Raw genomic sequence first — 22,807 nt, forward strand, 5'->3', positions numbered from 1 at the left:
CGGGTGAAACGGACGATATCAGCCGGCTGGCGAGCGGTGCCTCAAACGTCGCCGGCAAGCACCTGGGCAATGTGCAGCACCCGGGTGCTGGAGTCGCCGGTGCGACGCAAGCGCCCTTCGATATTCAGCATGCAGCCGAGGTCGCCGAGCACCACGGCACCCGCCCCGCTCGCCTGCACGTTCATACATTTTTCGTCAGCGATGGCGGTGGAGATCGCGCCGTACTTGACCGCAAAGGTGCCGCCGAAGCCGCAGCAGTGCTCGCAGTCCTTCATCTCCTGCACCGCCACGCCGCGCTGCGCGAGCAACTCGCGCGGTTGCGCCTTCACACTCAGTTCGCGCAGGCCCGAGCACGAATCGTGATAGGTTACCGGCCCGCGAAATTCGCCTTCGGGCAACGTGACTTTCGCGACATTCACAAGGAAGTCCGTCAATTCGTAGACGCGCTCGCGCAACTTGCCATAACGCGCCATCAACTCGGGGTCGTCGCGAAAGAGATCGCCGTAATGCGCGCGGATCATCCCGCCACATGAACCCGACGGGACCACCACGTAGTCGTATTGCTCGAATTCGCGCAGTGTCTTTTCCGCCAGATCGCGCGCGAGCGGACGCTCGCCCGAGTTGTAGGCCGGTTGCCCGCAGCAGGTCTGGGCGGGTGGGACCGCCACCTCATAGCCAGCCTCCTCAAGCAACTTGAGCGCCGAAAAGCCAATTTCGGGACGCATTGTGTCGACAAGGCAGGTAACGAACAAACCGACTCGCATGGGAACTCCTCGTGAAAACCGTCCCCGATTATCCGACGTTTCACCGTCACCACCAATGCCGGGCTGCCCCAGCGGGTTGCCCCCAGGATTGGCCGCCCGACGCGCTCGACACGCATGCGAACGCGACCGCCAAACCGAGGCGTCGTACCGTAAGCCGCTGTCTTTTTTCACCATACGAGATACAATGGCCTTTTCCGCGTCGCGTTTCGCATACGCGCAAAACGAATCTGCCCCCGGAACCTGCCCCCATGACCGACACCAATCCGGATCCGAAGACCTCGATTCAGGTGATCGAGCGCATGATGCGCCTCCTCGACGCGCTTGCCGCGCACACCGACCCGGTCAGCCTGAAGGATCTCGCTCAACGCACTGAACTGCATCCGTCCACTGCGCACCGCATTCTCAACGACATGGTGAGTTGCCGGCTCGTCGACCGCTCGGACCCAGGCACATACCGGCTCGGCATGCGATTGCTGGAGCTCGGCAATCTCGTTAAGGCGCGCCTCTCGGTACGCGATGCGGCACTCACGCCCATGCGCGAACTGCATCGCCTCACGGGCCAGACCGTGAACCTCTCCGTGCGCCAGGGCGACGAAATCGTCTATATCGAGCGCGCCTATTCGGAACGTTCAGGCATGCAAGTGGTGCGGGCAATCGGCGGCCGCGCGCCGCTGCATCTCACTTCGGTTGGCAAGCTCTTCCTGGCCGCCGACGAAGCGAATCGCGTTCGCGCCTATGCCACGCGCACGGGCCTCTCGGGCCACACGCGCAACAGCATCACCGACCTTGGCCGGCTGGAACGCGAACTCGCCCACGTGCGCCAACAATCCTGCGCACGCGACAACGAAGAACTGGAACTGGGTGTGCGTTGCATCGCAGCGGGCATCTACGACGACACCGGCAAGCTCGTGGCCGGGCTTTCACTCTCGGCACCTGCCGACCGCCTCCAGGACTCGTGGCTTGGGCAACTGAGCAAGACGGCGCTCACGATTTCGGAATCGCTCGGTTACCACCCGGAGCCCGTTGAAGGCAACGTACAGACGGCGGCTTGAGCTGGCTTGGATTGGCTCGAGTCGACTAGAGAGGCCAACCGTCGCGCAAACCTGTTTCGCGCAACCGCATTGAAACCCGTGAAGCGCCGGCACGTCCGGCGCTTCTCTTCTTTGCGGCTCTCTTCTCTCTCTCTTCTTTACGCTCCTCACTCGACAAGTTCAGCAAGTTGGCACTTGATGCGGGTGTCGATTTCGCGTGCTTCCTTCACCAGATTGACCTGCTTCGCGGTGCTCGCCGTCTCCAGCAGCGCGGGGTCGATGCTGTAACCCTGGCGGCCGCTCAGCCACGCGAGGATGTCACCGAGATGCCAGAGCGACGGACTTCCTTCGTGCACGGGCTGCGGAAAATCGACTGTGTGCGCGAGCATCAGCTTACGCATGTTTTGACGTGACATGCCTGTCATGTCGGCAACGTCTGTCAAGCCGACGAGATCCGGCGCGGCCTCCACGAGACGCGCCGCAGGCGCCGCCTGCTTCACGTTCTGCAACGCCGAGTAGATGGCCGACCACGCGCTCTCGCTGTCGCGCGCAAAGGCCAGCGCGATGCGGCCAGGCTGCCCCACGCCGATCGTGGCATCGTCGCAGCCTGCGTGGGCCAGCCGTTCCACGAGGTCTTCGTGATCGCAATCTTCCGGCGCGAGTTGATACTTGAGCGTGAATACATAGTTCATGAGTTACTCCTGCTGTATGGCGGTCGGTCGCTCTGGCGGCGCGCTCGCGCGCAGCGCCGAGCAATTGTCGACCACGCGCCTCAACAACCATGCATGGTTGCCGGCGTTTCGCGGCGTGCTCCAGATGCTCGTAATGCAAAACTCTCCGCACCGGCAGTCAGCCTGGTTATATGGGCAGTACATCCTGCCCCACGCATGGCCATTACCGTTAGCTGGTCTAACTAACCAACCCTTCGCCTCGGCGTAGGCCAGCGCAGCCTCGACCTCTTTCTTTGGATGCGATCGTCTCATCGGCAAACTCAGTGTATGGGCCGCCACCAAAGTTGTCAATTGACAACCAACAAACCTGAAGCGACCAAATCGCGCTATCCGGGCGGGCAGCGCGTCTCGAATCATTGAAATTCTGCTGATGAAACCTGGCGCCCGACAGCTAGCCTCATGGCGTAGGAGACGCGTGCATAGGACGCGCTTACGTCGGGCACCAAAGGCAAACGCCCCGCGAAAAGCGGGGCGTTTATCCTGGCGAAGCCGAAACCGGCGTGGCGGGCCGAATCAGGTACCCGCGCCCCCCGCGTCCGCGCTCGTAATGCGCGGTTGCTGGTCCGCGCCGCCGTTGTCGATCCACGTACGCACGCGGGCCGCGTCGGCGAAACGCGAATATTTGCCGCTCGAATCGAGCAGCACCATGATGACCGGACGACCGTGAACCGTCGTCTGCATCACGAGGCACTCGCCCGCTTCGTTGATGAAACCGGTCTTCTGCAGACCGATGTCCCATGACGAATTGCGAATGAGCGCGTTCGTGCTGTTGTAGGCAAGATTGCGCTTGCCCGTAAACACGTCATAGCTGCGGTCGGTCGAGAACTGGCGAATGAGCGGGTACTGGTAGGCCGCATTCACCATCTTCACGAGATCACGCGCCGTCGAGACATTGTGGCTCGACAGCCCCGTGGAATTCTCGAAGTGCGTGTCGGTCATGCCGAGCTGCTTCGCCTTCGCATTCATGGCCGCGACGAACGCCGGACGCCCGCCCGGGTAGTAGCGCGAGAGGGCCGCGGCCGCGCGGTTCTCCGACGCCATCAGCGCGATATGCAGCATGTCTTCGCGCGAGAGCACCGAGCCCACCGAGAGGCGCGAACCGGTGTTCTTCTCGTAGTCGCGATCTTCGTCGGTGACTTCGATCGACTCGGTAAGCGACGCCTTCGAATCGAGCACGACCATTGCAGTCATGAGCTTCGAGATCGAGGCGATGGGCACCACGGCGCGCGAATTCTTGTCGAAGAGCGGTTCCAGCGTGTTCTGGTCCACCACGTAGGCGACGCCCGAGCGCAGCATCAGCGAATCGGGCGTTTCATGGAGGCCGAACGCCTGGCCCGCGGTCGGCTGACGCGGCTCGAACGCGACACGGCGCACTGCCGTGCGATGACGGCCGTTCATTGTGTAACTGACACGGCGCTTCTTCGCCGTCGGACGTGCATCGTCGTCCTTAGCGGCGGCGACGCTGGTCGCGCCTGCTTTTTTGGCGACCTTTGCAGGCGCGGCCGCCTTCGTGCCGCTTGTGCCTTTCCTGGTAGTCTTTTTGGCTTTGGCCGTCGTGGCCGCCGCGGTGTTCTGCGACGCAGCAAATGCGCCCTCGGGCACTACGAGCGTCGCACTGATGACCACGGAGACAGCCACCGACAGCGCGGTACTGACAACCGATGAGGGCACCAGCTTGAACGACAGGAGCTTGTCGGATTTCATTGGTGTTCTTGGATGGAGCGGCGGGATCGTTCGCCAAGTGTAGTAAAACCACGAAAATTTCGCAAATTGAAGCACTTATGGCTACTCGTTAAACCGAAATCTGGTTTTCAATTGAGATGACCAATGTACTTCATGCATTCGATGGAGAAAGACAATCATCCGGGCAGCCCCACCCTGCTGCGCCCTGCGCTAACAACGTTCTCCGCTGTCTACGCATTGACGGCGCGCGCGATGCAAAACTTTATGTGGGAGTAATACCGAGGACGACTCTCTAACGCCGGTGCCGCCGAAAACGCGCGACGCGCGTTCGACCGCGATGAATGTTTAACGTTCCATGAAGGAATTTGGTGGACGCGCCCAGCGCAATCCCTCACCGGCCTCCAACGAGTCATACGACGCACGCCACGTCCGGCGCACATCGTCAGGCTCAATCTTGCCAGATCGAACGCATACATGCTTGACCTTGTCAGCCAAAGCCTTGCCGCACGTAGGTTGCGGACGCTATGCCGCAGTTCACCGAGACACAGAAGGACAGCCTCATGCCGCACGCATAAGTAGTTGTTTAAAAATAGTTTAATGTAATTGTGCGTCGCACCAAAAGTTCTTGACTTTCATCTCCAGCGACCTAAAATCGAAATCAATGCTGCGACGCACCAAAGCCACACTACAGCGCCGGGCAGATCATCCTCCAGTGTCTTGCCACTTACTTCAGGCGGCCCGCGAACGAGGCCGCCAAACATCCAGGAGCGTAAACATGAGTCTGCTGACCCCTGAGCAATTCGCCGCTGCCCAGAAAGCCAACCTCGAAACGCTGTTCGGCCTCACCGGCAAGGCATTTGAAGGCGTGGAAAAGCTCGTCGAATTGAACCTTCAGGCCGTTCGCTCAAATCTGACGGAATCGCAGGAGCACGCGCAGCGCGCGCTGTCGGCGAAAGACGCGCAAGAATTCTTCGCCCTGCAATCGAGCTTCGCTCAACCGCTCACCGAAAAGCTGCTGTCGTACGGTCGCCACGTCTACGAAATCGCTTCGGCTACGCAAGCCGAGTTCGCGAAGGTCGCTGAAGCCCACTACGAAGAACAAAACCGCAAGGTCCAGTCGCTCGTCGACAACGTCGCCAAGAACGCGCCGGCCGGCTCGGAAACCGCTGTCGCCGTGATCAAGTCGGCTATCAACGCCGCGAACACGACCTACGAAACGGTCCATAAGGCCACCAAGCAAGCCGTCGAATTGGCCGAAAGCAATTTCAATGCCGCCACCGCCGCGGCCAGCAAGGCTGCCGCGCAAGCTTCGCGCTCGGCTGCCGCCACTGCTGCCAAGAAGCCGGCCTGAGCATCACGCATCGACCTGTGGCGCGCTGAAAATCGCGCCCAGCGCCGGACCTGACGCTCCGGTCCGGCATGTCGCTTGCCCGGTCGCTGGAGGCCGGGAATTTTTTTAGCTCCAGCGCCTCTCGCAGTCGATCGGCAATCGATCGCAGTGTTTCTCACAGCGGCCCGCGGCGACCCCAATGTCCAAATAAAAACGGCGCACTCCTCGCGGAGTGCGCCGTTTTTTCATGCTCGCGGCAAATTACTTCTTCTTTTGCGGCGGCAGGTCCGTACAGACGCCTTCATACAGCTCGGCGGCCATGCCCACCGACTCGCCCAGCGTCGGGTGCGGATGGATGGTCTTGCCGATGTCGGTCGCGTCCGCGCCCATTTCCACGGCGAGGCAGACTTCGCTGATGAGGTCGCCCGCGTTCAGGCCGACGATGCCCCCGCCGATCACACGATGCGTATCTTCGTCGAAGATCAGCTTGGTGAAGCCCTCGTCGCGGCCGTTGGCGATCGCGCGGCCCGAAGCGGCCCACGGGAACACCGCCTTGCCGTACTTGATGCCTTCGGCCTTGCACTGATCTTCGGTCTTGCCGGCCCATGCCACTTCCGGATCGGTATAGGCCACCGACGGAATCTGCAGGGCGTCGAAGTACGCCTTCTCGCCGTGCGCCGCTTCCGCTGCCACGTGGCCTTCATGCACGGCCTTGTGCGCGAGCATCGGCTGGCCAACCACGTCGCCAATCGCGAAGATATGCGGCACGTTGGTGCGCTGCTGCTTGTCGACCTCGATGAAACCACGGTCGGTCACCGCGATGCCGGCCTTGTCCGCACCGATCTTCTTGCCGTTGGGCGAGCGGCCCACGGCGACCAGCACGAGGTCGTAGCGCTGTGCTTCGGCGGGTGCCTTCTCGCCTTCGAACGTGACGTAGATGCCATCGTCCTTCGCCTCGGCCTTCGTGGTTTTGGTCTTGAGCATGACATTCGCGAAGCGCTTCGCGTTGTACTTCTCCCAGACCTTCACGAGATCGCGGTCGGCACCGGCCATCAGGCCGTCGAGCATTTCCACGACGTCGATCTGCGCGCCGAGCGTCGAGTAGACGGTCGCCATTTCCAGACCGATAATGCCGCCACCGATCACCAGCATCTTCTGCGGAAGCTGGCGCAGTTCCAGCGCGCCGGTCGAGTCGATCACACGCGGATCTTCCGGCATGAACGGCAGCTTCACGGCCTGCGAACCCGCCGCAATGATCGCCTGCTTGAACTTGACGATCTTCTTGCCGCTCTCGCCCGCCACTTCCATATGGTACGGATCGAGGAACGTGCCCACGCCGGTCACGACTTCGACCTTGCGCGCCTTCGCCATGCCGGCCAGACCGCCGGTGAGCTTCTTGACGACGCCCGACTTGAAGTCGCGCAGGCGGTCGAGATCGATCTGCGGCTTGCCGAACGAGATGCCGTGCGAAGCGAGCGCAGCAGCTTCGTCGACCACGAGCGCCGTGTGCAGCAGCGCCTTCGACGGGATGCAGCCGACGTTCAGACACACGCCGCCGAGCGTCGAGTAACGCTCGACGAGCACGGTCTTCATGCCGAGGTCGGCGGAACGGAACGCCGCCGAATAGCCGCCAGGGCCAGCGCCCAGAACGAGCATGTCGCATTCGACATCGGCGCTACCGCCGAAGCTGCCGGCTTGCGGCGCCGGAGCAGCAGCCTTCGGAGCCTCAGCGGCCTTGGGCGCCTCAGCCTTCGGTGCTTCGGCCTTCGGTGCAGCCGCCGCGCCCGCAGTCGCCCCCTCGGACGCTTCGACCAGCGCGATCACCGTGCCTTGCGACGCCTTGTCGCCAGCCTTGATCTTCACTTCTTTGACGGTGCCCGCGACATCGCTGGGCACTTCCATCGTGGCCTTGTCCGACTCGAGCGAGAGCAGCGTCTGCTCCTTCTCGATCACATCGCCGGCCTTGATGTTGACTTCGATGACGTCGATGTCCTTGAAGTCGCCGATATCCGGCACTTTCACTTCGACGAGACTCATGGTGTCCCCTGTTGGAACGACCGGCCGCGCCCACCGCGGCGCGCACGCGCATAAACATGGCGCGTGCGACGCGGAGGCGTCAGTCGGTCAATGAAGCGGTTTTACAGAATCACGCGGCGGAAGTCGCCGAGGATCGCGCCGAGGTACGCGTTGAAGCGCGCGGCAGCTGCGCCGTCGATCACGCGGTGGTCGTACGAGAGCGAAAGCGGCAGCGTGAGGCGCGGCACGAATTGCTTGCCGTCCCACACCGGCTTCATTGCGCTCTTCGAAAGGCCGAGGATCGCCACTTCCGGTGCGTTGATGATCGGCGTGAAGTGCGTGCCACCGATGCCGCCGAGCGACGAGATCGAGAAGCAGCCGCCTTGCATCTGGTCCGGCTTGAGCTTGCCTTCGCGCGCGAGCTTCGAGAGCTCGGCCATTTCCTTCGCGATATCGACGAGGCCCTTCTTGTCCGCGTCGCGGATCACCGGCACGACGAGGCCGTTCGGCGTGTCGGCGGCAAAACCGATGTGGTAGTACTGCTTGAAGACGAGGTTATCGCCGTCGAGGCTCGCGTTGAACGCCGGGAACTTCTTCAGCGCCGCGACGCACGCCTTGATAACGAACGCGAGCATCGTGAACTTCACGCCTGCCTTCTCGTTTTCCTTGTTCAGCTGCACGCGCAGCGCTTCGAGGTCGGTGATGTCCGCTTCGTCGTTGTTCGTGACGTGCGGGATCATGACCCAGTTGCGGTGCAGGTTCGCGCCAGAGATCTTCTTGATGCGCGACAGCGGTTGCGTGTCGATCGGGCCGAACTTCGTGAAGTCGACCTTCGGCCACGGCAGCAGGTTCAGGCCCGCGCCGCCGCCGGCGGGCGCTGCGGCCGCGGTGCCCGGAGCCGCCAGTTGGCCCGTCATCACGCCCTTCACGAACGCGGTGATATCGTCCTGGGTGATGCGGCCCTTCGGACCCGTGCCCTTGACGCGTGCAACGTCCACGCCCAGATCGCGTGCAAACTTGCGCACGGACGGCGAGGCGTGGCTCGGACGGCGCGCGCCGCCTTCGCCCGCGGGGATGATCGGGGCCTGCGCGAGCGCCGACGGCGCTGCGGGCGCGGGCCGTGCCGGCGCGGCTTGCGGCGCGTCCGACGGCTCTTCGATGTGCTTCGCAGCCGGGGCGGCAGCAGGAGCCGCTGCGCCTTCCGCTTCCACGACGACGATTTCCGTGCCTTCCGACACGTTATCGCCGACCTTGACCAGGATTGCCTTGACGACACCGGCCACCGGGCTCGGCACGTCCATGGTTGCCTTGTCCGACTCGAGCGTGACGAGCGACTGCTCCTTCTCGACGCGATCGCCGACCTTCACGCCGATCTCGATGACGGGCACGTCCTTGTAGTCGCCGATATCGGGGACCTTGACGCTTTGCGCGCCGCCGCTCGCAGCCGGAGCCGCTTGTTGCGCGGGAGCAGCGGCCGGTGCGGGTGCGGCAGCTTTTTGCGCAGCCGGCGCAGCGGCAGGCGCAGCAGCGGGAGCCGCAGCAGCGCCCGCGCCGTCCAGCACGAGTACGAGCGTGCCTTCCGACACGTTATCGCCCAGCTTGACCTTCACTTCCTTGACCGTGCCCGAAGCCGGGCTCGGCACATCCATGGTCGCCTTATCCGATTCCAGCGTGATCAGCGACTGCTCTTTTTCGACGGTATCGCCCGCCTTCACCAGCACCTCGATCACAGGAATGTCCTTGTAATCGCCGATGTCCGGCACCTTGACTTCGATCGTTTGACTCATTGTTAGTGTCTCCGGGGCCGCATACGACACGCCTCCCCGCTTCGGGGAGGCGCACATGCCATGCACAGGGGGATGATGCGTTAGACGGTCATCGGGTTGGGTTTGGACGGGTCGAGCTCGTACTTCGCAATGGCGTCGGCGACCACCTTGCGCTCGATCTTGCCTTCGTCCGCGAGCGCGTTGAGCGCTGCGACCGTCGTCCAGTAACGATCGACTTCGAAGAAGTGACGCAGATTCTCACGCGTGTCCGAACGACCGAAGCCGTCGGTGCCGAGCACCACGAACTTGCGCGGCACCAGGCCACGGATCTGGTCGACGAGTGCGCGCACATAGTCGGTCGAAGCGATGATCGGGCCTTCCGTGCCCTTGAGCAGCTTCTCGACGTGCGACTCGCGACGCGGCTCGCTCGGGTGCAGCAGGTTCCAGCGTTCGACTTCGTGGCCTTCGCGAGCCAGTTCCGTGAAGCTCGGCACGCTCCAGAGGTCGGCTTCGACGCCCCAGTCGTTCTTGAGCAGGTCGGCCGCGGCGATCACTTCGTTGAAGATCGTGCCGGCGCCCATCAGTTGAACGCGCGGGCCCTTGGCCTTTGCGTCGCCCTTGCGGAACGAGTACATGCCCTTGATGATGTCCGTGGCCACATGCTCGCCCTGCGGGATCGCCGGGTGCTCATAGTTCTCGTTCATCACGGTGACGTAATAGAACACGTCTTCCTGATCCTGCACCATGCGGCGCAAGCCGTCCTGCATGATCACGGCCAGTTCGTAGCCGAAGGTCGGGTCGTACGTGACGCAGTTCGGCACCGAAGCAGCCCACAGAAGCGAGTGACCGTCTTCGTGCTGCAGGCCTTCGCCGTTGAGCGTCGTGCGGCCCGCGGTGCCGCCCAGCAGGAAGCCGCGCGAACGCATGTCGCCCGCCGCCCACACCAGGTCGCCGATACGCTGGAGGCCAAACATCGAGTAGAAGATGTAGAACGGCACCATGATCTCGCCGTGCGTCGAGTACGACGTCGCGGCTGCGATCCAGTCGCACATGCCGCCGGCTTCGTTGATGCCTTCCTGGAGAATCTGGCCAGTCTGCGATTCCTTATAGAACATCAGCTGGTCGGCATCTTCCGGCACGTACTTCTGGCCGTCTTGATTCCAGATACCGATCTGGCGGAAGAGACCCTCCATACCGAAGGTACGCGACTCGTCCGGCACGATCGGCACAACGCGCTTGCCGAGTGCCTTGTCCTTGAGCAGGATGTTCAGGATCCGCACGAACGCCATCGTCGTGGAGATCTCGCGGCCTTCGCCCGTGCCCTTGAGCAGCGGCTCGAATGCCTCGAGCGCCGGCACCGGCAGCGATTCCGCCTTCTGGCGGCGCGCGGGCAGGTAGCCGCCGAGGTCCATGCGCTTCTGGCGCATGTACTCGAGCTCCTTCGAGCCTTCCTCGAACTTGAGGTACGGCACGTCGACGATCTGGTCGTCCGAGATCGGCAGACGGAACTGGTCGCGGAACTTCTTGAGCTGATCCACCTGCATCTTCTTCTGCTGGTGGGTGATGTTCATGGCCTGGCCGGCTTCGCCCATGCCATAGCCCTTGATCGTCTTGGCGAGGATCAGGGTCGGCTGGCCCTTCGAGTTCTGGGCTTGATGGAATGCCGCGTAGATCTTGTGCGGATCGTGACCGCCGCGGTTCAGGTTCCAGATGTCGTCATCGGACCAGTCGGCGACCAGCGCCTTCAGCTCGGGCGTATTGAAGAAGTGCTCGCGCACGAATGCGCCCGACTCCGACTTGTACGTCTGGTACTCGCCGTCGACGACTTCCATCATGCGGCGCATCAGCGCGCCCGACTTGTCGCGCGCGAAGAGCGCGTCCCAGCGCGATCCCCAGATGACCTTGATGACGTTCCAGCCGGCACCGCGGAACTCGCTTTCGAGCTCCTGGATGATCTTGCCGTTGCCGCGCACCGGGCCGTCGAGACGCTGCAGGTTGCAGTTGATGACGAACACGAGGTTGTCCAGACGCTCGCGGCCGGCCATACCGATCGCGCCAAGCGATTCCGGCTCGTCCGTTTCGCCGTCGCCGAGGAAGGCCCAGACCTTGCGGCCTTCGGTCTTGGCGATGCCGCGCGCCTGCATGTATTTCATGAAGCGTGCCTGATAGATCGCCATGATCGGGCCAAGGCCCATCGAGACGGTCGGGAACTGCCAGAAGTCCGGCATCAGCCACGGGTGCGGGTACGACGAGATGCCCTGGCCGCCGACTTCCTGGCGGAAGTTGTCGAGCTGGTTCTCGGAGAGGCGGCCAAGCAGGAACGCGCGCGAGTAGACGCCCGGCGACGAGTGGCCCTGCACGAACACGAGGTCACCGCCGTGCTCGGCGGACGGTGCGTGCCAGAAGTGGTTGTAGCCGACGTCATAGAGCGTGGCGGCCGAAGCAAACGAGGCGATGTGGCCGCCGACGTTGGTGTCCTTGCCCGCGCGCAGCACCATTGCGATGGCGTTCCAGCGCGTGTACGAGCGGATGCGGTGTTCGATGTCCTGGTCGCCGGGATTCTTGGCCTGGTTGGCGACGGGAATCGTGTTGATGTACGGCGTGTTCGCCGAGAACGGCAGATGCTCGCCATGCACGCGGGCGAACTCGATCTGCTTCTCGATCAGATAGTGGGCGCGGTCGGGACCGATGGTGGAAATGACGCCGTCCAGCGCCTCCAGCCATTCGGCGGTTTCCTGAGGATCTTCGTCCTTCTCGGTGGCAATGTATTTCAGGACTTCGTCGGGTACAGCGGACATACTCGTCTCCTGGATGTAGGGGAACGCTGTTGATCGGACCATGCGGATGGCGACCCGACGTGACTGGGCCGACCGCAGCAGCATTGCGGCCGATTGTAATGACCGCCCCTGGCTTCATGCAAGGAATTTTTCGAATCGCGAGATGGATTTTTATAATGTGAAAAATTGCTGCGGCGCACGCTTAATCGTTCGTGCCCCTGCTCCGATATCGGCCAGTTTGCACCGGTTTATCGGCGATTTACCGCTTTTTTCACGGCGTTTCAGACTCTTACGCTGAGCTACAATCCTTGCCATGTTGACCGAACGGCTTTTCGCACGCTCGGCGCGGCCGCCCGGTTCGCCCGGCGAGTCGTCGCCGTCCCGCTGGCACCACGGACCCTGGTGGTCGAATTCCTATTTGCTGACGCCGCTCCTGTCGATCCTCGTCTTCCTGATCGTCATGAGCCTGATCTTGTGGAGCCTGAATCGCCGCGAGCAGCAACAGCAGGAAGACACGCTCTATCGCAACGTGGCCTGGGCGCAGCAGCAGATCCGCCTCTCCATGACGGGCGCGCAGGAGCAATTGCAGGCGCTCTCGCGCGATCTGACCGCCGGCCACAGCGACCCGCAGTACTTCCAGACGTCCACTACGGACATCATGCAGGGTCACCCCGAGATTCTCTACCTGAACTGGTATACCAGCCAGCAGGAGCCGCGCTGGCCCAACACGGCCATGCCGGTGTTCGGCCAGCGCCTGGCCAAGCCCAACGACGCGCAGATGGACGAGGCCGTGAAGGCCGCCTTCGACGAAGCCCGCACGACGCGCCGCCAGGTCTACTCGCCGCTCATCTACGACGACGTGGGCAACGGCTACATCACCTTGCAGACGCCCGTATATCGCGACCGCGAATTCCTCGGCTCGGTTGCGGCCGTGTTCTCGGTCGAAGGGATACTCAAGCACGACATCCCGCCCGAGCTGTCCGCCAAGTACAAAATTTCGATCATCGACGCGAACAACCGCGAGCTCGCCACCACCTCGACGCGCCCGCGCCTGCCGCGCGACGCCTACTACGATCTGCCGCTCGATCCGCCGGGCCAAGGCGTCTCGGTGCGCGTGTATTCGTATCCGCAGATGACCAACTTCACGAACAATACGCTCGTGTGGCTGGTCGCGGGACTATCCTGCTTCGTTTTGTGGAGCCTGTGGAGCCTATGGAAACACACGCGCCAGCGCTTCGAGGCACAGCAGGCGTTGTACGCGGAAGCCTTTTTCCGGCGCGCGATGGAGAACTCCGTGCTGATCGGCATGCGTGTGCTCGACATGCACGGCCGCATCACGCACGTGAATCCGGCGTTCTGCCGCATGACCGGCTGGGACGAAAGCGATCTGGTCGGCAAGCACGCGCCGTTCCCCTACTGGCCGCGCGACGCCTACCCTGAAATGCAGCGCCAGCTCGACATGACGCTGCGCGGCAAGGCCCCTTCGTCGGGCTTCGAGTTGCGCGTGCGCCGCAAGGACGGTTCGCAGTTCCACGCGCGGCTCTATGTCTCGCCGCTCATCGACAGTTCGGGCCGCCAGACCGGCTGGATGTCGTCGATGACCGACATCACCGAGCCCAAGCGCGCGCGCGAAGAACTCGCCGCCGCGCACGAGCGCTTTACCACGGTGCTGGAGAGCCTGGACGCCGCCGTTTCCGTGCTTGCCGCCGACGAAGCCGAGCTGCTGTTTGCCAATCGCTACTACCGCCACCTCTTCGGCATCCGCCCGGACGGCCATCTGGAACTGGCCGGCGGCGGCGGCTTCGATTCAGCGGCGGCGTCGTCGGATTCGATCGACATGGTGGACGCCTACGCGGGCCTGCCCGCCACGGCGCTCACCGAGAGCGCCGCCGACGCTCAGGAAATCTACGTCGAGAGCATCCAGAAGTGGTTCGAGGTGCGGCGCCAGTACATCCAGTGGGTGGACGGCCACCTCGCGCAGATGCAGATCGCGACCGACATCACCACGCGCAAGCAGGCCCAGGAGCTGGCCCGCCAGCAGGACGAGAAGCTGCAGTTCACGAGCCGCCTCATGACGATGGGCGAAATGGCCTCGTCGCTCGCGCACGAACTGAACCAGCCGCTCGCCGCCATCAACAACTACGCCTCGGGCACCGTCGCGCTCGTGAAGTCGGGGCGCGCTGCGCCCGACAATCTGCTGCCGGTGCTCGAAAAGACCGCGCAGCAGGCGGTGCGCGCGGGCATGATCATCAAGCGCATCCGCGAGTTCGTGAAGCGCAGCGAGCCCAAGCGCCAGGCCGCGCGCGTGGCTGACATCGTCGCCGACGCCGTGGGTCTCGCCGAGATCGAGGCGCGCAAGCGCCGCATCCGCATCGTGACCGACATGCGCTCGCGCATGCCCGTGATCTACGTCGATCCGGTGCTCATCGAGCAGGTGCTCGTCAATCTGCTGAAGAACGCCGCCGAAGCCATGGCCGAGGCGCGCCCGAATTTGCCAGATGCGGCCGTGGACCCGGTGATCCGCGTGATCGTGAAGCGCGACGGCGGCAACGTCTGCGTCAGCGTGGTGGACCAGGGCCCGGGCGTGGACGAAGCCACCGCCGAGCGCCTCTTCGAACCTTTCTACAGCACCAAGTCCGATGGCATGGGCATGGGGCTGAATATTTGCCGCTCGATCATCGAATCGCATCGCGGGCGTCTTTGGGTGGTCAACAACGTCGAAGCAGACGGCCACATCAGCGGCGCCACGTTCCATTGCAGTCTGCCTATTGGCGAATCGGACCGCTCCTCGCGCGACGGATCCGACGAGCCGACTCCACAAACCGTTACGGGAGAGCCATGAACAGCCCAGTCACAACCCAGGAAACCGTCTTTGTCGTCGACGACGACGAGGCCGTACGAGACTCCCTGCGCTGGCTGCTCGAAGCGAATGGCTACCGCGTGCAGTGCTTCACGAGCGCGGAAGAATTCCTCGAGGCGTACCAGCCGGCGCAGCAAGCCGGACAAATCGCCTGTCTGATTCTGGACGTGCGCATGCAGGGCATGAGCGGACTCGAGCTGCAAGAGCGCCTGATCGCCGAAAACGCCTCACTGCCGATCATCTTCGTGACCGGCCACGGCGACGTGCCGATGGCCGTCTCCACCATGAAGAAGGGTGCGATGGACTTCATCGAGAAGCCTTTCGACGAAGCCGAACTGCGCAAGCTCGTCGAGCGCATGCTGGAGAAGGCCCGCAGCGAAAGCACCAACGTGCAGCAGCAGCGTGCCGCGGCCGAGCGCCTCGGCAAGCTCACGGCGCGCGAGCACCAGGTGCTCGAGCGCATCATCGCGGGCCGCCTGAACAAGCAGATCGCCGACGATCTGGGCATCAGCATCAAGACCGTGGAAGCGCACCGCGCGAACATCATGGAGAAGCTGAACGTGAACACGGTCGCCGACCTGCTGCGCCTCGCGCTCTCCAACAAACCGCAACAAGCGCAGCAGCAGTAAGACTGCGCCTGGCGGCGCAACCGGGAACGGCGCATTACGTTGCACGCAACCGTGCATCTGCGCGGCGCTTGACGCCGCGCAGCGCCTTCCCTACCACATTCCCACCATTTCTTCCTGCCTCGTGCGACCGGTGTTTCGCCTGGCCGCGACAGTGCGCGCGCGCCGCGCGAGTATAATGTCGCCCTTCGCAGCCGGTGCCCGCTTCTCCCGACGCCTGTACGACGCGCATGTGCGACGGTCAACCCGCCGCGCTCCGGCATGCATTTGCGCATCGCCCACACTCGAACTCGACCGACCATGACAGCCACCCTCATCGACGGCCTCGCCCTCTCCAAGAAACTGCGCGCCGATGTCGCCACGCGCGCCGCCGCCCTCACCGCTCGCGGCCATCAGCCTGGCCTCGCGGTCGTGCTGGTCGGCGACAATCCAGCGAGCGAAGTCTATGTGCGCAACAAGGTGAAGGCCTGCGAGGACAACGGCCTTTATTCGTCTTACGACCGCTATGCCGAATCGCTCCCGGAAGCCGATCTGCTCAAGCGCATCGACGAGCTGAACCGCGACCCGAAGATCCACGGCATCCTCGTGCAGTTGCCGCTGCCGAAGCACATCGACAGCCACAAGGTGATCGAGGCGATCGCGCCGGAAAAAGACGTGGACGGCTTTCACGTGGCCAACGCCGGCGCGCTCATGACCGGCCAGCCGCTGTTCCGCCCCTGCACGCCCTACGGCGTGATGAAGATGTTCGAGGAATACAAGATCCCGCTCGAGGGCGCGAACGCCGTGGTGATCGGCCGCTCGAACATCGTCGGCAAGCCAATGGCGCTGCTGCTGCTCGAAAAGGGCGCCACCGTCACGATCTGCCATAGCAAGACGCGCGACCTCGCGAAGCACACGCGCGAAGCGGACGTCGTAGTGGCCGCCGTGGGCAAGCGCAACGTGCTGACCGCCGACATGATCAAGCCGGGCGCGACCGTGATCGACGTGGGCATGAATCGCGACGATAACGGCAAGCTGTGCGGCGACGTCGATTTCGCGGGCTTGAAGGACGTGGCCGGCTTCATCACGCCGGTGCCGGGCGGCGTCGGCCCGATGACCATCACGATGCTGCTCGTCAATACGATCGAAGCGGCGGAGCGCGCGGCCGGCGTCTGAGTACGCGCTGCCAGCAAAACAGAGCTGTCGCCAAAGCATCGCTGAACGGCCCGCGCATTCACGCGCGGGCCGTTTTTTTTCGTGCGTGCACGGGCGATCCATCGCATGCCGCCGCGCGTCGATTGCGCCGCCGCAGCCTGACTTCTGTTAATTTGGTCGATTGCACCGGTTGGAAAGTGTGTCCCGCGCCCCAATAACCGGAATATCGGGGTGCGCGGCGCCCCGGCCCATTTCATGCGAATTAAACGCGAGATAACCGCGACAGAAGGAACAGGACGCATCATGGCAACTACTCCCTCCGATAATCCGCTGCTCGATTTCACCGGCCTGCCGCGCTTTGGCGAGATCCGTCCCGAACACGTGACGCCCGCGCTCGACGTGCTGCTCGCGAACGCGAACGCCGCAGTCGATCGCGCGGCCCTGCCGATGACACCCGCGCAGTGGAGCGACGTGGTCGAGCCGCTCGAGCGCGCCACTGAGCCGCTTTCGCGCGCCTGGGGTGTGATCGGCCACCTGAACGCCGTAGCCGACACACCGGAGCTGCGCGCCGTCTACGGCGAGAACCTGCCGCGCGTGACCGAGTTCTGGTCTAGCGTCGGCCAGAATCTCGCGCTCTACGAGAAGTACAAAGCCATCACGAACCACAACTCGTTCGAGTTGCTCTCGGGCGAGCGCAAGAAGATTCTCGATAACGCGCTGCGCGATTTCCGCCTTTCCGGCGCGGAGCTGCCCGAAGACCAGAAGCCGCGTTTCGCTGAATTGCAGGAGCGCCAGGCCTCCCTCTCGAAGGCGTTCTCCGACCATGTGCTCGACGCCACCAACGCCTATGCGTTCTACGCCACGAACGAAAGCGAGCTCGCGGGCCTGCCCGACGACGTGATCGCCGCCGCGCGCGAAGCCGCCGAGCGCGAGAACAAGGAAGGCTGGAAGTTCACGCTGCACTTTCCCTCGTATTTCCCGGTGCTGCAATACTCGGAAAACCGCGCGATGCGCGAGACGATGTATCGCGCCTACGTCACGCGCGCATCGGAGCTGGGACCCCAATATGGCGGCGGCAAGCCCGACTGGGACAACACCGCAATCGTCGGCGATCAACTGAAGCTGCGCGCCGAAGAAGCGAAGATGCTCGGCTACAACAACTTCGCCGAAGTCTCGCTCACGCCGAAGATGGCCGAGTCGCCCGCGCAGGTCACGAGCTTCCTCGAAGACCTCGCCACGCGCGCGCGCCCGCACGCCGAAAAGGACTGGCAGGAGCTGCGCGAATTCGCCGCCAGCGAGTTCGGCCTCACGAACATCGAGCCGTGGGACATGGCCTTCGCGGCCGAACGCCTGCGCCAGAAGCGCTACTCGTTCTCTGAGAACGAGGTCAAGCAATACTTCCCCGAAGACTTCGTGCTCAAGGGCCTTTTCAAGGTCACGGAGACGCTCTTCGGCGTGCGCATCCGCGACGACAAGACCGCCGTCTGGCATCCGGACGTGCGCTTCTTCCGCGTGGAGAACGCGGACGGCACGCTGGTCGCGCAGTTCTATCTCGACCTCTACGCGCGCGAAGGCAAGCGCGGCGGCGCATGGATGGACGACGCACGCTCGCGTCGCAAGCTCGAGAGCAATGGCGTGCAAACGCCGGTCGCGTATCTCACCTGCAACTTCTCCGCGCCGGTGGGCGGCCGTCCCGCCTGCTTCACGCACGACGAAGTCATCACGCTGTTCCACGAGTTCGGCCACGGCCTGCATCACATGCTCACGCGCGTGGACGAGCTTTCGGTCTCGGGCATCAACGGCGTGGAATGGGATGCCGTCGAGCTGCCCTCGCAGTTCATGGAGAACTTCTGCTGGGAGTGGGACGTTCTCACGGAGATGACCTCGCACGTCGACACGGGCAAGCCCCTGCCGCGCGAACTCTTCGACAAGATGCTCGCTGCGAAGAACTTCCAGAGCGGCCTTGGCACGCTGCGCCAGATCGTGTTCTCGCTGTTCGACATGGCGCTGCACGTGGACTTCGACGCGTCGAAGGACAAGACCGTGAACGACCTCGCACGCGAGATCAACGAGCGCTATCACGTCATTGCGCAGGCGCCGTTCTCGCGCTGGCCGAACACGTTCAGCCATATCTTCGCGGGCGGCTACGCGGCAGGCTACTACAGCTACAAGTGGGCCGAAGTGCTTTCCGCCGACGCTTATGCGGCATTCGAAGAGGCGGCGCAGGCCACGAAGTCGAGCGTGCTCGACGCGGCCACCGGTACGCGCTATCGCAAGGAGATTCTGGAAGTGGGCGGCAGCCGCCCGGCGATGGAATCGTTCAAGGCATTCCGCGGACGCGAACCGAGCATCGATGCGCTGCTGCGCCATAACGGCATGGAGCAGCCGCCGGCGCAGCATTAAGCCTGCTTACGCCTGGGTGCGCCTGGGTGCGCTCATGTGTGCTCAGGTAGGCTTAAGCACGAAAAAACCGCGCACGGGAGCGTATCCCGTGCGCGGTTTTTTATCGCCGGACTTTCAGCGGTGCAGCTTGAAATCGACACTCCCGGGCCGGCCTTCGAGCGCAAGCGCTGCGCGTTGCGCGGGTTGGCGACTCACCACCCTGCCCCGGCTCACCACGGCGAGGCGCGCCGCGCGCAGGCGAATCGCCTCGACGGCGTCGCGTGCATCGAGCACCACGAGGTTCGCAGCACGCCCCGGCGCAACACCATAGCCTTCGAGGCCCAAGATCTTCGCGGGATTGAGCGTAACCGCATCGAAGCATGCGCGCGACGCCTCCACGCCCGTCATCTGAGCAACGTGCAACCCCATCTGCGCGACTTCAAGCATATCGCCCGAGCCGAAGCTGTACCACGGGTCCATCACGCAGTCGTGGCCGAACGCGACGTTGATGCCCGCCGCCATCAGCTCGGGCACTCGCGTCATGCCGCGCCGCTTCGGATAGGTATCGGAGCGGCCCTGCAGCGTGATGTTGATGAGCGGATTCGCGATCGCCGCCACGCCCGACTCGCGCATCAGCGGGATCAGCTTGCTCACGTAGTAGTTGTCCATCGAATGCATCGACGTGAGATGCGAGCCCGTCACGCGGCCGTGCAAGCCGAGACGATGCGTTTGCGCGGCGAGCGTTTCGATGTGGCGCGAGAGCGGATCGTCGGACTCGTCGCAATGCATGTCCACGCGCAAGCCCTTTTCCGCCGCGAATTCGCAGAGCAGCCGCACCGACTCCGCACCGTCGGCCATCGTGCGCTCGAAGTGCGGAATGCCACCCACCACGTCCACACCCAGCGCGATGGCGCGCTTGAGATTGTCGAACGCGCCGGGGCTGCGCAAGAGGCCATCCTGGGGAAAGGCCACGAGTTGCAGGTCGAGATACGGCGCCACGCGGCGCTTCACCTCGAGCAGGGCCTCGACGGCGAGCAAGCGTGCGTCGCAAACATCGACGTGCGAGCGGATCGCCAGCAACCCGCGCGCGACGGCCCAATCGCAGTACTGCAACGCACGCTCGACAAGCGCCTCCTGCGTGAGATGCGGCTTGAGCTCGCCCCACAGCGCGATGCCCTCCAGCAACGTGCCCGACGCGTTCACGCGCGGCAGGCCCCAGGACAGCGTGGCGTCCATGTGGAAGTGCGCGTCGACGAACGGCGCGCTCACGAGCGCACCGGCCGCGTCGATCTCCTCGCGCGCCTGCGCCGCGAGACGCGGCTCGACGGCAGCGATGCGCCCTGCCTCGATACCGATATCGACCGTGGGATGCCCGGCGGGATGCGCATGCGCGAGCACGGCGCGACGAATGATCAGGTCCATGGATGGCTCCTTGCTGGCGTCTTCTTGTGTCGCGAGTTGGCGTGGCGCTTCCTTGCACTGCGCCTGGACTCTGCCTGGATTGCGCTTCGATTCTATCGGCGCCTGAAATGCCCTGCCAACACGGCGCCGCGCGCGAGTCACGCCCCCGCTTCGCGGTCGTCGTCTTCGGGATCTTCGTCGAACAGCGCGAACTGGCCGCGCAGCGCGGGATTGTCCTCTTCGAGCCGCACGCCGGCACCCAACAGCCGCACCGCGAGCTTGCGCCGCGCGAGCCCCTTCTCGAGCAGTGCCAGCAGCGTGGGCAGATCGGTGGCATCGGCCACGCACTCGACCGTCGTGCGCTGAAAGTTCGCGAAACGGATCTTCACGAAGAGCTTGCGCACGGCGTGCGCGCAGCCTGCGCGCTCGATGCGCACATCGAGCTGCGTCGCAAGGCGCTTGAGCTCCTCGCTGCACGCTTCGAGCGTGAGCAGATCGTTCACGTAGGTCGTCTCGACGCTCACCGACTTGCGCTCCTGATCCGCGCGCACGGGCCGATCGTCGATACCGCGCGCAAGCTCGTAGAGGCGCTTGCCGAACACGCCAAAATGCCGGTGCAGATCGAATAGCGACCAGGTGCGCAACTGCGCGCACGTGGACAGCCCGAGGTTCTCCAGCTTCGCCGCCGTGACCTTGCCCACGCCGTGAATCTTGCGCACGGGCAGCGCCGCGACGAACGCATCGACCTCGTGTGGACGCACGACGAAGATCCCATCGGGCTTGTTCCAGTCGGACGCGATCTTGGCGACGAACTTGCTGGGCGCGACGCCCGCCGACACCGTCACGCCCACGGTCTCACGCACGCGCTCGCGAATCTCGTTCGCGATGAGCGTGGCGCTGCCCTTGCAGCGCGTGGTGCGCGAGACGTCGAGATACGCCTCGTCGAGCGACAGCGGCTCGACGTCCGCCGTGTAGTCGCGATAGATCGCCATGATCTGCCGCGACGCAATACGGTACTTTTCCATCGCCGTGGGCAGGATCAGCAACTCCGGACACTTGCGCATCGCCAGCGCCGACGACATGGCCGAATGCACGCCAAAGCGGCGCGCCTCGTAATTGCAGGTCGCGATCACGCCGCGCTGGTCCGGCCGGCCGCCCACGGCGAGCGGACGCCCGCGCAGCGTGGGATCGTCGCGCATTTCGACCGATGCGTAAAAGCAGTCGCAATCGCAATGGATGATCTTGCGAGCGAAGCGGGTGGCCGCTGCGGCTTGAGGCGCTGTCGGTACAGACGGCACGGGCGGCGAAAAATCGGAGGAAGGCGTGTTCAAAGTACTCATACTGTACAAAAACACAGTGCTATTTTCAAGAAAACTGTCCGGCGGTGTCTGCGCGCGTCCCCCTGCCGTACCGCAATCTTCGGACGGGACCGTACCTGTACAGCGGTGCTGGCGTGCCTATACTCGTCCGATCATTTCAATCATTTGCGGAATGCGCGATGAAAACGATCGGTGTAATTGGCGGAATGAGCTGGGAGTCGTCGGCGGAGTATTACCGCCTGCTGAACCGCTACGCGAAGGCGCGGCTCGGCGGCCATCACAATGCACGCAGCCTCATGGCGACGGTCGATTTCGCCGATGTGGAAGCCTTGCAGCGCGCGGGCGACTGGGAGGCACTAGGCGCGCAGATGGCTCAGGCGGCCATGCAACTGGAGCGCGGCGGCGCCGATCTCGTGCTGCTGGCGACGAACACGATGCATCGCGTATGCGCATCGATCGAAGCGGCGATTTCGATTCCCTTCCTGCATATCGCCGATCCGACCGGGTCGGCGCTGAAAGCGGCCGGCGTGACCCGCGCTGCCCTGCTCGGCACGCGCTACACGATGGAGCAGGACTTCTACGTGGGGCGCCTGCGCGAGCGGCACGGGATCGAGGCCATCGTGCCGGGCGAGCACGATCGGGAGAATGTGCATCGCATCATCTACGACGAGCTTTGCCACGGCACGGTCGATAACGATTCGCGGCGTATCTATCAGCGTGTTATCGAAGATCTGAAAACGCGTGGCGCGCAGGCCGTCATTCTCGGCTGCACGGAAATCACGCTGCTGATCGGCCCTGCGGATTCGGCATTGCCTGTGTTCGATACCACCGCGCTGCATGCGCAGGCCGCGGTGGATTGGGCCTTGAACGGCTGATATGACTCCCGGTGTCAATCGGGATCGGTTTTTCGGTTTCTCTGGTTCATGTTGCCGGAATTTCCTGAGGGCGACGTAGCAGTACATCTCGACGGTGGATCAAGCTGATATC

Annotated in this window: 16 protein-coding genes; 7 read left to right on the plus strand and 9 right to left on the minus strand. The window is 63.7% G+C overall.

Going from position 1 to position 22,807, the window contains the following annotated elements; all coding sequences use genetic code 11:
* Positions 1 to 41: 41 nt before the first annotated feature.
* Positions 42 to 764: a (Fe-S)-binding protein gene (locus L5014_RS32120; protein WP_238467828.1), complete on the minus strand. Its 723-nt coding sequence runs from the start codon at positions 762 to 764 to the stop codon at positions 42 to 44.
* 248 nt (positions 765 to 1,012) lie between these two features.
* On the opposite strand from L5014_RS32120, the gene L5014_RS32125 reads away from it, so the two are divergent.
* Positions 1,013 to 1,816 carry an IclR family transcriptional regulator gene (locus L5014_RS32125; RefSeq protein WP_238467829.1) on the plus strand — a complete coding sequence of 268 codons (804 nt, stop codon included), beginning with the start codon at positions 1,013 to 1,015 and terminating at the stop codon, positions 1,814 to 1,816.
* A 146-nt stretch (positions 1,817 to 1,962) separates the two neighbouring features.
* On the opposite strand, the gene L5014_RS32130 is transcribed toward L5014_RS32125, so the two are convergent.
* The 3 genes from L5014_RS32130 to pbpG all read right to left on the minus strand — a co-directional run bounded on the left by L5014_RS32130 (position 1,963) and on the right by pbpG (position 4,230).
* The gene (locus L5014_RS32130; RefSeq protein WP_238467830.1) at positions 1,963 to 2,487 is read right to left on the minus strand and encodes a helix-turn-helix transcriptional regulator; all 525 of its coding nucleotides are present in this window, start codon (positions 2,485 to 2,487) and stop codon (positions 1,963 to 1,965) included.
* 3 nt (positions 2,488 to 2,490) lie between these two features.
* Positions 2,491 to 2,778, minus strand: a complete 288-nt coding sequence (locus L5014_RS32135; protein WP_238467842.1) for a hypothetical protein — start codon at positions 2,776 to 2,778, stop codon at positions 2,491 to 2,493.
* A 261-nt stretch (positions 2,779 to 3,039) separates the two neighbouring features.
* The gene (gene pbpG, locus L5014_RS32140; RefSeq protein ID WP_238467831.1) at positions 3,040 to 4,230 is read right to left on the minus strand and encodes a D-alanyl-D-alanine endopeptidase; all 1,191 of its coding nucleotides are present in this window, start codon (positions 4,228 to 4,230) and stop codon (positions 3,040 to 3,042) included.
* Between the two features lie 754 nt (positions 4,231 to 4,984).
* Here pbpG and L5014_RS32145 point away from each other — a divergent pair.
* Positions 4,985 to 5,560, plus strand: a complete 576-nt coding sequence (locus tag L5014_RS32145; protein ID WP_238467843.1) for a phasin family protein — start codon at positions 4,985 to 4,987, stop codon at positions 5,558 to 5,560.
* Between the two features lie 240 nt (positions 5,561 to 5,800).
* Here the strand turns inward: L5014_RS32145 and lpdA are convergent, their stop codons facing one another.
* The 3 genes from lpdA to aceE form a co-directional block, all read right to left on the minus strand.
* Entirely contained in the window at positions 5,801 to 7,576 is a 1,776-nt protein-coding gene (gene lpdA / locus L5014_RS32150; RefSeq protein ID WP_238467832.1) for a dihydrolipoyl dehydrogenase, read from the minus strand.
* 101 nt (positions 7,577 to 7,677) lie between these two features.
* Positions 7,678 to 9,342: a dihydrolipoyllysine-residue acetyltransferase gene (gene aceF / locus L5014_RS32155; RefSeq protein ID WP_238467833.1), complete on the minus strand. Its 1,665-nt coding sequence runs from the start codon at positions 9,340 to 9,342 to the stop codon at positions 7,678 to 7,680.
* An 80-nt stretch (positions 9,343 to 9,422) separates the two neighbouring features.
* Positions 9,423 to 12,119 (minus strand): pyruvate dehydrogenase (acetyl-transferring), homodimeric type, encoded by a 2,697-nt coding sequence (gene aceE, locus L5014_RS32160; protein WP_238467834.1) that lies wholly within the window; start codon positions 12,117 to 12,119, stop codon positions 9,423 to 9,425.
* A 292-nt stretch (positions 12,120 to 12,411) separates the two neighbouring features.
* On the opposite strand from aceE, the gene fixL reads away from it, so the two are divergent.
* The 4 genes from fixL to L5014_RS32180 all read left to right on the plus strand — a co-directional run bounded on the left by fixL (position 12,412) and on the right by L5014_RS32180 (position 19,121).
* Positions 12,412 to 14,940 carry an oxygen sensor histidine kinase FixL gene (gene fixL, locus L5014_RS32165; protein WP_238467835.1) on the plus strand — a complete coding sequence of 843 codons (2,529 nt, stop codon included), beginning with the start codon at positions 12,412 to 12,414 and terminating at the stop codon, positions 14,938 to 14,940.
* Positions 14,937 to 15,587, plus strand: a complete 651-nt coding sequence (fixJ, locus tag L5014_RS32170) for an oxygen response regulator transcription factor FixJ (RefSeq protein ID WP_238467836.1) — start codon at positions 14,937 to 14,939, stop codon at positions 15,585 to 15,587. Before fixL ends, fixJ begins: the two co-directional genes overlap by 4 nt.
* Before the next feature lie 297 nt (positions 15,588 to 15,884).
* Positions 15,885 to 16,739, plus strand: a complete 855-nt coding sequence (gene folD / locus L5014_RS32175; protein ID WP_238467837.1) for a bifunctional methylenetetrahydrofolate dehydrogenase/methenyltetrahydrofolate cyclohydrolase FolD — start codon at positions 15,885 to 15,887, stop codon at positions 16,737 to 16,739.
* A gap of 282 nt (positions 16,740 to 17,021) precedes the next feature.
* On the plus strand, positions 17,022 to 19,121 hold the full coding sequence (locus L5014_RS32180; protein WP_238467838.1) for a M3 family metallopeptidase: 2,100 nt from the start codon (positions 17,022 to 17,024) through the stop codon (positions 19,119 to 19,121).
* A gap of 114 nt (positions 19,122 to 19,235) precedes the next feature.
* On the opposite strand, the gene L5014_RS32185 is transcribed toward L5014_RS32180, so the two are convergent.
* Both L5014_RS32185 and dinB read right to left on the minus strand, forming a co-directional pair.
* Complete coding sequence (locus L5014_RS32185) at positions 19,236 to 20,522, minus strand: amidohydrolase family protein (RefSeq protein WP_238467839.1); 1,287 nt, start codon at positions 20,520 to 20,522, stop codon at positions 19,236 to 19,238.
* A gap of 137 nt (positions 20,523 to 20,659) precedes the next feature.
* The gene (gene dinB / locus L5014_RS32190; RefSeq protein ID WP_238467840.1) at positions 20,660 to 21,841 is read right to left on the minus strand and encodes a DNA polymerase IV; all 1,182 of its coding nucleotides are present in this window, start codon (positions 21,839 to 21,841) and stop codon (positions 20,660 to 20,662) included.
* Positions 21,842 to 21,999: 158 nt separating this feature from the next.
* On the opposite strand from dinB, the gene L5014_RS32195 reads away from it, so the two are divergent.
* Entirely contained in the window at positions 22,000 to 22,695 is a 696-nt protein-coding gene (locus tag L5014_RS32195; protein WP_238467841.1) for an aspartate/glutamate racemase family protein, read from the plus strand.
* Positions 22,696 to 22,807 lie beyond the last annotated feature (112 nt).

Source organism: Paraburkholderia tagetis (assembly GCF_022213065.1).
Lineage (GTDB): Bacteria > Pseudomonadota > Gammaproteobacteria > Burkholderiales > Burkholderiaceae > Paraburkholderia > Paraburkholderia tagetis.

What these genes read in the sequence shown, in the direction of transcription:
- L5014_RS32120 (WP_238467828.1), bottom strand. Translation starts at nt 764, where the DNA reads ATGCGAGTCGGTTTGTTCGTTACCTGCCTTGTCGACACAATGCGTCCC.
- L5014_RS32125 (WP_238467829.1), top strand. Translation starts at nt 1,013, where the DNA reads ATGACCGACACCAATCCGGATCCGAAGACCTCGATTCAGGTGATCGAG.
- L5014_RS32130 (WP_238467830.1), bottom strand. Translation starts at nt 2,487, where the DNA reads ATGAACTATGTATTCACGCTCAAGTATCAACTCGCGCCGGAAGATTGC.
- L5014_RS32135 (WP_238467842.1), bottom strand. Translation starts at nt 2,778, where the DNA reads ATGAGACGATCGCATCCAAAGAAAGAGGTCGAGGCTGCGCTGGCCTAC.
- pbpG (WP_238467831.1), bottom strand. Translation starts at nt 4,230, where the DNA reads ATGAAATCCGACAAGCTCCTGTCGTTCAAGCTGGTGCCCTCATCGGTT.
- L5014_RS32145 (WP_238467843.1), top strand. Translation starts at nt 4,985, where the DNA reads ATGAGTCTGCTGACCCCTGAGCAATTCGCCGCTGCCCAGAAAGCCAAC.
- lpdA (WP_238467832.1), bottom strand. Translation starts at nt 7,576, where the DNA reads ATGAGTCTCGTCGAAGTGAAAGTGCCGGATATCGGCGACTTCAAGGAC.
- aceF (WP_238467833.1), bottom strand. Translation starts at nt 9,342, where the DNA reads ATGAGTCAAACGATCGAAGTCAAGGTGCCGGACATCGGCGATTACAAG.
- aceE (WP_238467834.1), bottom strand. Translation starts at nt 12,119, where the DNA reads ATGTCCGCTGTACCCGACGAAGTCCTGAAATACATTGCCACCGAGAAG.
- fixL (WP_238467835.1), top strand. Translation starts at nt 12,412, where the DNA reads ATGTTGACCGAACGGCTTTTCGCACGCTCGGCGCGGCCGCCCGGTTCG.
- fixJ (WP_238467836.1), top strand. Translation starts at nt 14,937, where the DNA reads ATGAACAGCCCAGTCACAACCCAGGAAACCGTCTTTGTCGTCGACGAC.
- folD (WP_238467837.1), top strand. Translation starts at nt 15,885, where the DNA reads ATGACAGCCACCCTCATCGACGGCCTCGCCCTCTCCAAGAAACTGCGC.
- L5014_RS32180 (WP_238467838.1), top strand. Translation starts at nt 17,022, where the DNA reads ATGGCAACTACTCCCTCCGATAATCCGCTGCTCGATTTCACCGGCCTG.
- L5014_RS32185 (WP_238467839.1), bottom strand. Translation starts at nt 20,522, where the DNA reads ATGGACCTGATCATTCGTCGCGCCGTGCTCGCGCATGCGCATCCCGCC.
- dinB (WP_238467840.1), bottom strand. Translation starts at nt 21,841, where the DNA reads ATGAGTACTTTGAACACGCCTTCCTCCGATTTTTCGCCGCCCGTGCCG.
- L5014_RS32195 (WP_238467841.1), top strand. Translation starts at nt 22,000, where the DNA reads ATGAAAACGATCGGTGTAATTGGCGGAATGAGCTGGGAGTCGTCGGCG.